The 13,452-nt window shown below is 69.7% G+C and carries 13 protein-coding genes, 1 tRNA gene, 1 other RNA gene and 2 pseudogenes; 7 read left to right on the forward strand and 10 right to left on the reverse strand.

Annotated features, from left to right (window positions below):
- Nucleotides 1-1,034, reverse strand: a 1,034-nt coding sequence (locus CRP51_RS27440; RefSeq protein WP_342749127.1) for a WXG100 family type VII secretion target, incomplete at its 3' end; no start/stop codon positions are given.
- Nucleotides 1,035-1,125: 91 nt separating this feature from the next.
- On the opposite strand from CRP51_RS27440, the gene CRP51_RS29865 reads away from it, so the two are divergent.
- Complete coding sequence (locus CRP51_RS29865) at nt 1,126-1,413, forward strand: hypothetical protein (RefSeq protein ID WP_245880840.1); 288 nt, start codon at nt 1,126-1,128, stop codon at nt 1,411-1,413.
- Between the two features lie 326 nt (nt 1,414-1,739).
- On the opposite strand, the gene CRP51_RS27450 is transcribed toward CRP51_RS29865, so the two are convergent.
- The 5 genes from CRP51_RS27450 to CRP51_RS27465 all read right to left on the reverse strand — a co-directional run bounded on the left by CRP51_RS27450 (nt 1,740) and on the right by CRP51_RS27465 (nt 4,165).
- Nucleotides 1,740-2,357 carry a hypothetical protein gene (locus CRP51_RS27450; RefSeq protein WP_097234068.1) on the reverse strand — a complete coding sequence of 206 codons (618 nt, stop codon included), beginning with the start codon at nt 2,355-2,357 and terminating at the stop codon, nt 1,740-1,742.
- Complete coding sequence (locus tag CRP51_RS27455) at nt 2,354-2,794, reverse strand: hypothetical protein (protein WP_097234069.1); 441 nt, start codon at nt 2,792-2,794, stop codon at nt 2,354-2,356. The genes CRP51_RS27450 and CRP51_RS27455 overlap by 4 nt, the downstream gene beginning before the upstream one ends.
- Nucleotides 2,791-2,973 carry a hypothetical protein gene (locus tag CRP51_RS27460; RefSeq protein ID WP_097234070.1) on the reverse strand — a complete coding sequence of 61 codons (183 nt, stop codon included), beginning with the start codon at nt 2,971-2,973 and terminating at the stop codon, nt 2,791-2,793. Before CRP51_RS27460 ends, CRP51_RS27455 begins: the two co-directional genes overlap by 4 nt.
- Nucleotides 2,974-3,539: 566 nt before the next feature.
- Nucleotides 3,540-3,716 (reverse strand): hypothetical protein, encoded by a 177-nt coding sequence (locus tag CRP51_RS29065; RefSeq protein ID WP_170970706.1) that lies wholly within the window; start codon nt 3,714-3,716, stop codon nt 3,540-3,542.
- Entirely contained in the window at nt 3,713-4,165 is a 453-nt protein-coding gene (locus CRP51_RS27465; RefSeq protein ID WP_097234071.1) for a lantibiotic dehydratase C-terminal domain-containing protein, read from the reverse strand. The genes CRP51_RS29065 and CRP51_RS27465 overlap by 4 nt, the downstream gene beginning before the upstream one ends.
- Before the next feature lie 306 nt (nt 4,166-4,471).
- Between CRP51_RS27465 and CRP51_RS29870 the strand changes: the two are divergent.
- Nucleotides 4,472-4,639 (forward strand): annotated as a pseudogene (locus CRP51_RS29870) (IS30 family transposase); the annotation flags it as partial.
- A gap of 67 nt (nt 4,640-4,706) precedes the next feature.
- Here the strand turns inward: CRP51_RS29870 and CRP51_RS27475 are convergent.
- The 4 genes and pseudogenes from CRP51_RS27475 to CRP51_RS27495 form a co-directional block, all read right to left on the reverse strand.
- Nucleotides 4,707-5,147, reverse strand: a complete 441-nt coding sequence (locus tag CRP51_RS27475; RefSeq protein ID WP_141514689.1) for a hypothetical protein — start codon at nt 5,145-5,147, stop codon at nt 4,707-4,709.
- A gap of 11 nt (nt 5,148-5,158) precedes the next feature.
- Entirely contained in the window at nt 5,159-7,156 is a 1,998-nt protein-coding gene (locus CRP51_RS27480; protein ID WP_170970707.1) for an RHS repeat-associated core domain-containing protein, read from the reverse strand.
- Between the two features lie 298 nt (nt 7,157-7,454).
- Nucleotides 7,455-7,697 (reverse strand): annotated as a pseudogene (locus tag CRP51_RS27485) (transposase); the annotation flags it as partial.
- 1,045 nt (nt 7,698-8,742) lie between these two features.
- A tRNA-Ser gene (locus CRP51_RS27495) sits at nt 8,743-8,827 on the reverse strand.
- A 96-nt stretch (nt 8,828-8,923) separates the two neighbouring features.
- On the opposite strand from CRP51_RS27495, the gene ffs reads away from it, so the two are divergent.
- The 5 genes from ffs to CRP51_RS27525 all read left to right on the forward strand — a co-directional run bounded on the left by ffs (nt 8,924) and on the right by CRP51_RS27525 (nt 13,424).
- An RNA gene (gene ffs / locus CRP51_RS27500) (signal recognition particle sRNA small type) lies at nt 8,924-9,018 on the forward strand.
- Between the two features lie 31 nt (nt 9,019-9,049).
- Nucleotides 9,050-11,296, forward strand: a complete 2,247-nt coding sequence (locus CRP51_RS27505) for a DNA polymerase III subunit gamma and tau (protein ID WP_097234091.1) — start codon at nt 9,050-9,052, stop codon at nt 11,294-11,296.
- A 69-nt stretch (nt 11,297-11,365) separates the two neighbouring features.
- Nucleotides 11,366-11,707, forward strand: a complete 342-nt coding sequence (locus CRP51_RS27510; RefSeq protein ID WP_097234075.1) for a YbaB/EbfC family nucleoid-associated protein — start codon at nt 11,366-11,368, stop codon at nt 11,705-11,707.
- 265 nt (nt 11,708-11,972) lie between these two features.
- Complete coding sequence (gene recR, locus CRP51_RS27520; protein WP_097234077.1) at nt 11,973-12,572, forward strand: recombination mediator RecR; 600 nt, start codon at nt 11,973-11,975, stop codon at nt 12,570-12,572.
- A gap of 117 nt (nt 12,573-12,689) precedes the next feature.
- On the forward strand, nt 12,690-13,424 hold the full coding sequence (locus CRP51_RS27525; protein ID WP_097234078.1) for a DUF5063 domain-containing protein: 735 nt from the start codon (nt 12,690-12,692) through the stop codon (nt 13,422-13,424).
- Nucleotides 13,425-13,452 lie beyond the last annotated feature (28 nt).

Raw genomic sequence — 13,452 nt, forward strand, 5'->3', positions numbered from 1 at the left:
ACGTCGACAGGGTCGCCGCAGGCGTTGCGCCCGTTCATCGGGACGCCGTCGCCCCGGGTGCGCCGGCCGAGGCCGAGGGCGCCTTGGCGCAGCCCTCGCAGTCCTGTGCTCGCGGCCCCGCGTAGGCCTCGGGCGAGGCCGCCGAGGGTGGTGAGTCCTTTCATGCCGGGGATGCAGTCGAGTGCGGCGAACGCCACGTCGAGGAGTCCGGCCTCTCCTCTGGCGTACTTGATCAGGGTGTCGGCGAGGACGACCAACGCTGCCGCCAGCACCACCCAGGCGAGAGGGCCGCCGATGATCATCACCACGATGCCGAGGACGGCGACGATGACCTTGCATATCTCGACGAGGGTGTCCCAGTTGTCGGTCACCCACTTGATGGCCTTCTCCCACCAGCGGCGGTTCTGGATGCCGGCGTCGGAAGCCTCATCGATGTCGCGGGCGCACTCGCGCGCCGCCTCCTCGCGCATCTCCTGTGCGTCCAGGGCGAGTTGGCGGGCTGCGGTCAGGCGTTCCTGGGCGTCGTCGACTCTGGCCTGGGCGGCGCCGGCGGCGGCTTCGGCGGCCTGCTGGTCGCGGGCGGCGGCGCGGACGTCGGCCTCGTCGGGTGGTTCGACGTTCTCCCGCTCCCCCTCCCGTTGGAGGCGTTCGGCCTCGTCCCCGGCCCGGCCCACCCAGTCGGTGGCGTCGCCGAGCGCGGACTGCGCGGAGGCGAGATCCGCTTGCGCGGTGATCGCGCGGTCCAACGCCCGATCCGCCATGCCCTGCGCGGTCTGCAACTTCGGCCAGTAGGTGTGCAGCGCCTGCGCGCAGAGGGAATACGAATCCTCCAGCTTCGTCAGGTTGTCCGGAACACCGTCGAACTCGCGGCGGAACGCGTCCGCCGAGAGGCCGGCCCACTCCAACATGGCCCGCTCGCCCGCCATGCCGCGGATCTTGCCGAGCGCTTCGCCGACATCGTCGGCGAACTCCTGCAACTCGTCCGCGAGTTCCCGGACCTCGTCCGGGTCCCCCGGCGTCGGGTCCCGGTCCATGTCCACCGGTGACCAATCAGACGGCCGCGCCACCAGTCCCACCCCCCGTGAGCATTCGGTCCCGTGAGGTTACCAAAACCCCGTTCCCGCCGTGCTGTTGGTGTACGTCGCCCGCCTCGGCGAGCGGCGCGTCCCCTTCCTCCACCGCGAGCATGCCTCCGAGGTCGTCACGCGCTGGAGCGAGGACTGGCCTGATCACACCGCCGAGGTCGAGGAATGGGACCGCTGGCACTGGGAGCAACAGAGCCCCGGCGATGCGAATCCCATCCGTGACCGTGTGCCGGAGCGGACCGTTGTCTTCCACGCCCGGGCCCTGTTCCGCCCCGGCGGGGAACGTACGGCGACCGGAGTCCCGGAGCAGTGGTCGGTACCAGCCTGAGAATTCGAGACCGACCGCTACACCGACCGCATCTCGGCCTGGGGCACGGCCCGACGCCCCGGCACGGGCCAAGAGGTCAAGGTCCAGGCACGAGGCACGGATAAGGACGCCGTGGGGGCTGCCTTCGCCGAGGCTTGCGCACAGGCTGTGGACCGCGCTCGGAACCTGGGGAAGTACGGCGACACCGACGAGTGGTAGTGCTGCGGCGCTATCGGTCGGGCAAGAGCGCAGGGGATGGGATGGGGTGCCCGCTGAACACCTGGTTCGGCCGCACGGTCCGGAACTGGTGGGAGAGCCGCCCGTTCCGCACCGTGCTGAATGGGAACTCAGGCCACGGACGTGGTGGGGGCGGCCGTCGTCTGCTCCGTGTGAATCTGATGGAGCAGCTGTAGCACCTCGTCGTAGACGCCGTTTGGATCGTCGGTTTCCAGGACCAGCCTGGCCACTACGTCGAGGGCCCGGTCCATCGTCCCGTCGGAGGTCCTCTTCGCCCGTTCAATTCGCTTCAGGTGGCGGGCCACCTCCGGTCGGGCGCCAGCGAACGCGGCGGGCAGCCTGTCGAGGGCGTCGGACAGCTCCCAGCCCTCGGGGATGAAGTACGTTGCCTGTGTCGGCTCCTGGCTGCGCACCTTCACCGTGGGTTCCGTGATCCGAGGTCCGCTGGTGATCTCCACATCCAGGAGCAACTTCGAGGCAGCACGGTACAAGGCCGTCAGATCCGGGTCGTGGCCTTCGAGGATTACCTCGAAGACGGTGACGCCCTCGGAGGAGAGAAGGACGCGGGCGAGCACGGCTGCAGTGTCGAGAGAGGCCCGCTCGGGGTCGTAGGTGACGATGAAGCCGTCCTCGTCACGGCGCAGCATGATGGCCTCCGCCTGCCGAGCATCCCCCTGGCGCAAGTGAAGCGACACGGCGAAGAGACGCCCACGGGTCAGAACGGTCATGCCGAAATCCCCGCTCGTTGCCAGTTCCGCCCAAGGGCGTCACGGTGGTCGCCGCTGTGGCCATGCTGCTGGACGCACAGCAGGCGGTCGGGCCAGGTGTCGTCGGTGTCTGGCTGGCCGTCCGCCCGATTACCGGTCAGCGGGTCGCGGCCGGGGCGTCGCTCCAGACACTGGGTTTTGGCGAGGCCGGTGAGGGCGGTGCGCATCGGGCTGGGGTCGACACTGGTGCGCTGGCTGGCTATCTCCGCCATGTGCTTCGGGATGGCCTCCATGACCACTTGGAGTGTGGCCTGCGGGTCGTCAGCCTGGCTGCAGATGTCGGCCAGTTCCTTGGCCAGCTTCGCGATGGCAGGATTCCCGATCGGCGTGATCCGGTCGCTCTCGGCGACGAGGGTGTCCGAAGGAAGCGTATGGAGCTCGTTGTTGGTGGTGGTCATGCGATCGCCTCCCCCTCGGCCTCATCCGATGCGCGTTCGTCCACGGGGGCGATCACGAACTTCTGGAGAAGCGTGTAAGCGAGCTTGAGCTCCGAGCCTCCATCGCGCTCCATGAGCTTGTGCAAGCCGATCCCGGCCTCGACCAACAGGGTCGTGACGCCGCAGTACGAATCGGTCATGGCGCGAGGTGCCTGCCAGGAGACTGAGGTGGGCCCGGAGACGACGGCTGTGGGCCCGGTGGAAACGCAACGTGCGTCTGAGGATGGCGTCACCGTTGATGTCGCGGGAATGACGGGAGTCATGATCGTTCTCCTCCTTGGAGCGTGGGCGAATGCCCTTGCTGGAGAGTTGGCTGTAAGCCAGTGGGGTCTGGTCCTGCTGTCCTAGTCGCCCCGTCGGCGGGCGGGCCAGGCGTCGTTCCCCGTTCGAGAGACATGCGGCCCGAAAGCTCTGCCCAGCAGTGCGATCCGTGCTTTGATGGCAGCCCGGCGGTGATGGTCAGCCTCCGAACGAGGTGGGCTTGAGGCCCCGAGGCAGGCGACCGGGTGTGGGACGAGGCACGCGCGAAGCCGGGCTACTCGCCGTTGTGGTCGCGACCTGCGGTCGGCGCGTTCGGAGTGACTTGTTCTGTACGGGGCCGGACGGGGGTGAATGAGACCACAACTGAGACCGTCGACAGCCGAGGCCAGGAGGCGACCCAGCCGCACCGACTCTCTTCACCAGCGCCTGGGCGGCTGTACGCACCTCAGCCCGACCGGCGCCGGCGCGGATCGCCCTGCTCGCCCCACTCCAGCCCTGCGGCGCGCAGCAGGGCGGTGGCGACGACGAGCGAGGTCTCCGTGGGGCGGAGGGGAACAGCGCCCCGGTGGTAGTCGAGAACGCCGAGGCTGTCGGCGTGGAACAGCGCGTGGGCCAGTTTCATGCCGAGGGGCCGCCGAACGCGGTGGTCTCCGGCTCGTAGGGCGAGGACCACCACCGGCGGACGCCGCCCCTCGCGACGGCCCGATCGAGCGCCGCCGCGACGTGGAGGACGGCGTGTGTATCCCCGGCCGGTCGCAGGCGCAGGCACCAGCAGGGGCGCTTGCGCACGAGCCACCACGCGCCGATCTGCCCGTCGCGCAGTGCGGGGAGAAGCAGGGCTCGGAAGTCCGCACCCGCTGCCGGATAGTCGGCGAACTCGATGTTCACCTGGTGCCAGTCCTCCGCTCGTTCCGGCGTGAGGGCGGCCAGTCCCGCCGACCGGTAGCGGGCGGCCAGTTCGGTGAGTCGGGTGGGGGCGACATGCGTTGATGACGCGGCTTCGTCGGCCGGGGTGCCGGTGAGCACGAGGAGGACGGCTCTTTCCAGGGCCGCGGCGTCGGCTTCGGACACGGTGGTCGTCTCCTCAGCTGAGAAGGAGGCAGGCGTCCCAGCCGGCGGCCATCCCGCCGCCTGGCTGGCCAGGGCCCCGCCGGTGGTGCCTTCGAGGCACCCGGCCTCCCCCGCTGGTGGGAGGGCGCGGAACCGCTCCGCCAGGCGCGAGAGTTGGTCGGTGAGGCGTCTTGGGTGCTTTGCGACCTGGGCGACGCGCCACGTGGTGCGCAGCAGCCCGGCGGCGCCGTGGCACAGGCTTCGGTCGGTGAGTCGGTCGAGTGGGTGTGGGTCGTTGAGGCAGTCGAGCAGTGCGCGCTCGGCCTCACAAACGGCCTGCTGCGGCAGTAGTTCCCGAAGGGAACCGATCTGGCCCGCTACAACCGTCAGGAACTGGACGCCGTCGCGGCCGAGCTCAGCAGTTGCCCACGCAACACGCTCGACTGGGAAATTTCAGCCGAGCGTCTCGCTAAGCTCCTGGCGACAGCCAGTTGATCACCGTGTTGCTACGCCCCCTGGAATCCGCCGTCGGACGGCCATGCGTCACGCGCGATGGAACGTGTCACCCGTCCAACCGTCGGATGATCTCCAGGACATAGGCGGTCCATCCGGTTCCACACGCGGGGCAGTGGGTGATGTGTCCGTGCTCCTGAAGTCGACGCGCGCGATCACGGGAGAAGCCGGGGAACTCGACCGCGTACAGGATGGAGAAGCGGGTCCCGCACCCACGGCACCGGCGGACCAACGTCTGACCCGCGACCGCGTCGTGGAAGTCCTCTTCCGTGGTCGTGCCCGCAGCGACCCGTGTGTCCAACTCGGTGAGCGAAGCCCCCCCGCTCCAGTGGAGATACAGCGCGACAAGCGGGGACTTCGACAGCGGCCGGAAAACGATTCGGCGCACCCGCGCATTTCCGGCCAGCAGTGCGTCCTCGGGAGGGTCGAGATACTGTACCGGCTCCTCGGCGTCCAGCGCCTCGCCACCAGTGAAGTACCGGACTGACACACCACCGATGATCAGGTTGTGGGCTCCCACGGCGTTGCCTCGACTCCGTTTCTGATGAGAACTTCCGACTCTCCGGCGCCCTCAAGGCTCTGGAAGATGACGTCCCCCGGGGATACCTGGGCGGTGTAGACCGGGCCCCCTTCAGCGAACTCTATCGCTTTGTCCATATCCGTGGTGAAGGAGATCATCGAGCGATCGCCCGATACTTCGGTGATCTCCTGGCCCCACTCGCCGTGTGCCTGGGCATAGTCGGTCTCACTGCCCCAGGTGGAAACGGCTGAATCGTGCTGAGTCCGCGAGGTGCTGAGGGCATCGGTGAGATTCTCGCCATTTTCCATGTACGCGGTTCGGGCGGAGTCGCTCAGCAGCCAACCGGTGCTCTGGTGAATCATGTTCTCCAGGTAAAGCCTTGTGCCTCGATACACCGTCACCAGGAGGGCTTCCTCATCGCAGGCGGAGAGGCCAAGCGGGTCGGAGCCGATCGTCGGGTTTCGGACGAAGGAATACGGGTTCGGATCGGGGGCCAAACCCAGCGGGTCCGAGGTAGCGTACCGGCCGATCTCAGGGTCGTAGTAACGGTGGACGTTGCAATACCAGCCGGTCTCCGGGTCCGCGTACTGCCCCGGGGAGCGGAGCGGAGTGTCCGCCGCTTCCGTGCCCACCTGAGGTGAGGTGGCCGTCAGTCCCCACAGTGTCGAACGTGCTCGCCAGGCTATCGAGCCGTCGTCGGTCACGAGCTGGGTGGGCGTTCCGACGAGATCGGTGACGATCGCGTGGAAGCGGCGGTCGACTTCCTCCTGGCTGACCGCACGAGTGCGGCGCTCCGTCTGGGCCAGCGGCGTGCGGCCGTTGTAGTCCCAGGTCAGGGTGATCGCTTCGGGGGACTCCGCGGTGCTTCTGACTTCCTCGGCGAGAAGGGAACCGTGCCAGGTGAAGTCGACACGCTCGACAGCGCTCGTTCCGTCGGCGCTCAGCCGTTCCTTGCCGACCCGGCGGCCGAACGGGTCGTAGTGGTAGCGCCACGTCGCCCCATCGGGTGTGACCGCCGTCGTCAAGCGGTTCTCGGCGTCCCAGGTATAGCGCCAGGTGGCCTGCTCACCATCGGAAGGGGCCTTTGTCTTGGCGGAGACGCGACCGGCCCTGTCGTACACGTAGGTGGTGCTGCCCGCGCGGATCAGGGACTGTCCGTCGAAGTCGCGTGGGCCGGCGGAGTCCGCAGCGGTGTCGAGGTCCCAGTGAGCCGAGGTCTGGTTGCCCCAGACATCGTAAGAGTAGGTTTCTCGAACGTCAGGACCGGTGACCTCGGTGACTCGGCCTGCGTCGTCCAGTTCGTAACGGGTGGTCCCCCCGGGACGGGAGACGGCGGCCAGCCGGGCGCCCGGACCATAGGCATACCGGTACTCATCGATGATCCCGGCCGCGTCGACGCCGCCGTTGTTCCGCAGCGTCTGGCTGATCAGGTGGCCCAGCGGGTCCCATGTCCGGTCGAGCACGACGGACTCGCCGATGGTCCGGCGCACTTCCCGTCCCTCGCGGTCGCGTTCGAAGCCGATGTCGCGGCCGGAGACATCCACGTGGACCGGTGCGCCGGCGGTCGAGTAGGTCCAACGGCTCACATGGCCGGAAGGGGTAGTTCTGGCAGCGAGGCGTCCGGTGGTCTCGTAGGCGAGCCGCAACGTACGGCCGTTGACCGTCTCAGTAACCAGTCGGCCACCGGCGTCGAACTCGCGCGCCAGATCCACCCCGTTTGCGGAGGCGTTCACCACACGCCCACGCAGGTCGCGCTCGAAACGGACGTTCCCGCCCTCTGAGGTGGTCTTACCGACCAGCTCGCCACGGGCACTGTAGCGGTACTCGACGATCTGCCCGGCGGCGTTACGACGGCCCACCAGCTGCCCCGCCGCGTCATAGTTGTACGCGGTGACGCGGTTGTCGAAGTCCGACTCCCGCGTGAGTCGTCGCCGCGCGTCATGGGAGTAGTCCCAGCTACGGCCGTCAGGTCCGGTCACCCGCACCAGGTTGAGTTCGGTGTCGCGGGTAAAGGTATAAGGAACTCCGTCCGGCCCGGTGCGGCGCGTCGGCTGTCCGAAGGGGCCGTATCGCAACCGCGTGATACCGCCGGTCCGCTCGAAGTGCGCCAGGAGGTTGCCCTCCCCGTCCCATTCCCAACTCTCCCGCTCGCCGCTGGCGTTGACGCGCTCAAGCGGCTTTCCCTCGGTCGACCATCGGGTGCTGCTCTCACCGCCGATCGGATCGACAACCGTGGTGGGCCTGCCGAACGCGTCGCGGACACATCGTGCAACACGCCCCGGCCTCGGTCCACTCGGCCAGGCGCCGCCAGCACATCATGCCTGAGCCGAAGCCGAGCTCCTGCGGCAAGTATTCCCAAGCGATCCCGGTATGCAGCACGAACAGGATGCCCTGAAACTCCAGCCGATCCGGATGCCGCTTCCGTCCGGGATGCCGGACCCGACGCTCGACCCTGGGCAGCAGCGGCTCGATCACCGACCACAACCCGTCATCGACTTCCCACGGCTTCGGCCGAGCCACCCCATACCCCCATCACCGGTCCCGAAGTGATCCAACCACCACGAATCATTTCGTTAGGAGTTCTAAGGATGTGGAGGGCAAAGGCGCCAGGACGCTGCCGTCGGCGTTGTGTGCTCTCGCCACCTCAGACGGTGGCGGTGGTGCGGGCGGCACTCGCTCCGGGCTGAGGAGCGTGCTGACGGGAACCTCGTTCGTCGCCCCGAGCGATGGTATGGAGCCGCGCCGGCCCAAGGCTCCCGCATGACCCTCCACACGCACATGAGGCCCGGTACTGATCACTCACTACCGGGCCTGACCTGGTGTCTCACCGTCGGGGTGGCGGGATTTGAACCCACGACCTCTTCGTCCCGAATGAGGTTCGGGTGAGGCCAACACCTGCCAGGTTGGTATTTCCGCAGGTGGCGGCGTTGGCGAGAGTCGGCTTGGGGCAGTCCAGGGAGGGCTCGGGGAGCGATTCGGCTCCCCAATGGCTCCCATGTGATGCGCCGAAGGCGGCTCATCTTTACCGGACGTGAACCTCAGCCGACCCGTCGGCCGGCGGCGATGCCAGGCTGGTGTCGCTGTGGTTCCTCGTGCCGTAGACGGCACTCAACTCGTGCTGCAGGGCGACGGTGCCTGCCTCATCCGCGTGGTCACCCTCGCCGTCTCCTGATATGGGAAGTGGCGCGATGGCCAGCGGCTGCTCCGCGATCACGTCCAGCGAGCTCGTCCGCACCTGATAGCCAAGCCCTGCAGCAATTCATTCTGAAACGATCAATCAGGCGCGGCCGGGGCCGTAGAGGTAGGCGAGAAGTTTGCGGGTTCCGCCGATGCCGGTGCTGATCTTGGGGATCACCCGGCTACCGCCGGATGACGTCGGTGACCGCGTCCCACACCGCCACCCTCCAACTTCTGGCCCGTGTCCAGGACGCGATCGAGACCGTGGACGAAGTGGATCAGGGCTTCGACCCAAGTGAGCCGCCAGTCGGCAACTGAGACCACGCAACGACGAAGGTCCCGACCGCCGGAGCGGTCGGGACCCACGTTCAGCCCGGTGAAGGCTGGGCGGAGGATACGAGATTCGAACTCGTGAGGGTGTGAACCCAACACGCTTTCCAAGCGTGCGCCCTAGGCCTCTAGGCGAATCCTCCGCCGGACACGATACAAGACCGAGGAGTGTGGTCGCGAACCCGCTTCCGTTGGGCCGGGGGTGTGAGGGACGGGGGAAGCATCCGGTAGGGTTGGGGTCAGCCCCTCACGCGGCGCTATCTCACTGAACTCCCCCAGGGCCGGAAGGCAGCAAGGGTAGGTGGGCTCTGGTGGGTGCGTGAGGGGCCCTCGCGTTGTCAGTGGGGGCCTATATCGTCGGTGTCGTGTCCTCCCTCGCGCTGTACCGCCGCTACCGACCCGAGACCTTCGCCGAGGTCATCGGGCAGGAGCATGTCACCGATCCGCTGCAGCAGGCCCTGCGGAACAACCGGGTCAACCACGCGTATCTGTTCAGTGGCCCGCGAGGCTGCGGAAAGACCACGAGCGCGCGGATCCTCGCCCGTTGTCTCAACTGCGAGCAGGGCCCGACGCCCACCCCCTGCGGGGAGTGCCAGTCCTGCCGTGACCTGGCGCGGAACGGGCCCGGCTCGATCGACGTGATCGAGATCGACGCCGCCTCGCACGGCGGTGTCGACGACGCCAGGGACCTGCGGGAGAAGGCGTTCTTCGGCCCGGCGTCCAGCCGATACAAGATCTACATCATCGACGAGGCGCACATGGTCACGTCGGCGGGGTTCAACGCCCTGCTGAAGGTGGTGGAGGAGCCTCCGGAGCATCTGAAGTTCATCTTCGCGACCACGGAGCCCGAGAAGGTCATCGGCACCATCAGGTCGCGCACCCACCACTACCCCTTCCGGCTGGTTCCGCCCGGCACGCTGCGGGAGTATCTGGCCAGCGTCTGCGGCAGCGAGTCCGTCCCGGTCGAGGAGACGGTGCTGCCGCTGGTGGTCAGGGCCGGCGCGGGCTCGGTGCGGGACTCGATGTCGGTGATGGACCAGTTGCTCGCGGGCGCCACCGACTCCGGGGTCACCTACGACATGGCGACGGCGCTGCTCGGTTACACGGACGGCGCCCTGCTGGACAGCGTCGTCGACGCGTTCGCGACGGGGGACGGCGCGGCCGCGTTCGGCGTGGTGGACCGGGTGATCGAGGGCGGCCACGACCCGCGCCGTTTCGTGATGGACCTGCTGGAGCGGCTGCGGGATCTGCTGATCCTGGCCGCCGTCCCCGACGCGGCGGAGAAGGGCCTGATCGACGCCCCGGTCGACGTGCTGGAGCGGATGCGGGAGCAGGCGACGCGGATGGGCGCGGCGGAGTTGAGCCGGGCCGCCGATCTGGTCAACTCCGGGTTGACGGAGATGCGGGGCGCGACGTCCCCCCGGTTGCAGCTCGAACTGATCTGTGCCCGGGTGCTGCTGCCGGCGGCGTTCGGTGACGAACGGTCGCTGCAGAGCCGGTTGGAGCGGTTGGAGCGCGGCGTCTCGCTGGCCGGGCCGCCGGCTCAGGCGGCGCCGGGCGGCCCGGTGGCCGCACCGCAGCCGGCGCCCGTCGCCCCGCCCGCGCCCCCCACCGCGCAGGCACCGCCCCCCGCACAGGCGCCCCCCGCCGCGCAGGCACCGCCGCCACCGCCTGCGCCGGCGCAGGCGGTGGAGCAGCAGCCACCCGTGCAACAGCAGCCGCAGCCCGGCGCGTGGCCCTCCGGGGCCACGGGGGCCGCCGGTTCCGGGGGCGGCCCCCGCCCCGGCGCCTGGCCGGGGGCGGCCGCGCCCGGCGCGCGGCCCGAGCCGGCGTCGCGGCCGGAGCCCGCGCCCGCCGCGCCGGCCCCCGCCCCCGGTGGCGGCGGGGGCGACCCGGCGCAGGTGCGCCAGCTCTGGCCGGAGATCCTGGACGCGGTGAAGAAGCGCCGCCGCTACAGCTGGATCCTGCTGAGCCAGAACGCCCAGGTCGTCGGCTTCGACAACGGCAGTTCCACGCTCCGCCTCGGCTTCGCCTCCTCGGGTGCCCGGGACAACTTCGTCAACAGCGGCAGCGAGGACGTGCTGCGCCAGGCGTTGAACGACCGGATGGGCGTCACCTGGCGGATCGATGCCGTGGTCGACCAGGGCGGAGGCGGTGGCGGCCCTCGTCCCGGCGGGTCCGGAGGCGGGTTCGGAGGTTCGGGCGGTGGTTCGGGCGGCGGGTTCGCCCCCGGTCCCTCGGCGCCGCCGGCTGCCCCGGCCCCGCACCAGGCGCCGCCCGCGGACCGTTCCGCGCCCCCGGGGCAGCAGCCTCCACGGCAGCCCCCGTCGCAGCAGCCCCCGCAGGGGATCCAGCAGCCGGCGCCGGCGGCCGCCCCGCCCGCGCGGCAGCCCGGCCAGGACGCGCACGGCGCGACGGCGCCGGCCACGTCGGCGCCCGCCGCCCCCGCGCCGGTGAGGGAGGCGCCCCCCGCGCCGCGTCCCCGGGTGGCCGCCGAGGACGACATTCCGGACGAGGACGATCCCGACCTGGACGAGACGGCGCTCAGCGGCCACGACTTGATCGTTCGCGAGCTGGGAGCGACGGTTCTTGAGGAGATTCGTCACGAGTAAGACCGAAGCCGCCGGAGCCCGTACGCTCAGGGGTACGGAATTGTTGTCGATAGCCCAGGAGTGAAGCCCGTGTTCCCTGGTGGCGGTGGGGTCGATATGCAGCAGTTGTTGCAGCAGGCCCAGAAGATGCAGCAGGATCTCGCCACGGCGCAGCAGGAGCTGGCCGAGACCCCGGTCGAGGGCAGCGCGGGCGGTGGCCTGGTGAAGGCCACGGTCACCGGCTCCGGCGAGCTGACCGCCCTGGTGATCTCACCCGCCGCCGTGGACCCCGAGGACACCGAGACCCTGGCCGACCTGGTGATCGCCGCGGTCCGCGACGCCAACAACGCGGCCCAGGAGCTGGCCAAGGCGAAGCTGGGTCCGCTGGCCCAGGGGCTGGGCGGCGGCGGCATCCCCGGTCTGCCGATGTGAACCGACCTGCGACGGCGACCGTGACGACCACCACGACGACCGTGACGGCCACCACGACCACCACGACCACCGCGACGAACGTGGCGACCACCACGTCGGCGGTGGCGGCGTTGGCGGGAGTGGCGGCGGTGCCGGCCTCCCCGGCCGCCACGTCGGCTCGGGGCAAGCGGGGCACGCGGAGCGCGAGGAACACGAGGAAGAGCGCGGTCATCGAGGTGATGGCCGCCGCAGGCGGTGCGGACGGCGAAGGCGGAAGAGGCATCCCGTGTACGAGGGCGTAGTCCAGGAACTCATCGACGAGTTGGGCCGTCTCCCCGGCGTCGGTCCGAAGAGCGCCCAGCGGATCGCCTTCCACATCCTCCAGTCCGAGCCGGCCGACGTGCGCCGGCTCGCGCACGCCCTCACCGAGGTCAAGGAGAAGGTCAGGTTCTGCGCCGTGTGCGGCAACGTCGCGCAGGAGGAGCAGTGCCGCGTCTGCGCCGACCCCCGCCGGGACCCGGGCGTGATCTGTGTGGTCGAGGAGCCCAAGGACGTGGTGGCGATCGAGCGGACCCGCGAGTTCCGGGGCCGCTACCACGTGTTGGGCGGCGCGATCAGCCCTATCGACGGAGTCGGCCCGGACGACCTGCGGATCAGGGAGCTGCTGGCGCGGCTCGCCGACGGTTCGGTCACGGAGTTGATCCTGGCGACCGACCCCAACCTGGAGGGCGAGGCCACCGCCACCTATCTGGCGCGGATGGTCGGCCCCATGGGCCTTCGGGTCACCCGGCTAGCCAGCGGCCTGCCGGTGGGGGGAGACTTGGAGTATGCCGACGAGGTCACCTTGGGCCGGGCCTTCGAGGGTAGACGGCTGCTTGATGTGTGACGCGTGGACGGCGGCGGCGGGTGCCGGCGCCGTTCCACCGGTCGCGCGTGCGAACGGGAACGTGGTGCGCGCGGCGTCCGTTGCAGACGTAGTGACCTTTGGGGAGGCGACCACCTGATGGCCGATGCGACGACGGGGCAGGAGATCGAGGAGACACCGGTGGACCAGGTCGGGCCGACCGGTCCCCCGGCCCGCGAGGAGGGCGTCGGGGCCCAGGCCGGGCCCGACAGTTTCTCGGTGCAGATCGCGGACCAGATCGAGAGCTTCGTGGTCGCGGTGACCGAGGTCGCCAGAGGCGACGACCCGGACAGCGCGGTGCCCTACCTGCTGCTCCAGGTTTCCCAACTGCTGCTGGCCGGCGGCCGGTTGGGCGCGCACGAGGACATCGTCCCGGACGAGCGCTACGAGCCGGACGCGGGCCCCGATCCGGACATGGACTCGCTGCGCGAGGGGCTGGCCGCGCTGCTGACGCCGGTCGACGTCTACTCCGAGGTCTTCGATCCCTACGTGCCGCACAGCAAGCCGGTGGCGGCCCGGATATCGGACGACCTGGCCAACATCGTCAGCGATCTTCGCCATGGCATGGCGCACTACGGCCGGGGCCGGGTCACCGAGGCGCTGTGGTGGTGGCAGTTCTCCTACCTGACGAACTGGGGGCCCACGGCCAGCGCCGCCCTGCGCGCGCTCCAGTCGCTGGTGGCGCACGTCCGGCTGAACACGCCGCTGGCCGAGTTGAACGGGTTGGACACCGACAGCGCGGCGGAGGACGGCGACCTGGAGCGGCAGGCGGGGCGGGTCATGGCCGCCGAGATCGGCGCCCCGCTGGGGCTGCGGACCCGCGACCCGCGCTGAAGACCCGGGCAGCCGGGCCGTCAGGCCG

It is taken from the genome of Streptomyces zhaozhouensis (assembly GCF_900230195.1).
Taxonomy (GTDB): domain Bacteria; phylum Actinomycetota; class Actinomycetes; order Streptomycetales; family Streptomycetaceae; genus Streptomyces; species Streptomyces zhaozhouensis.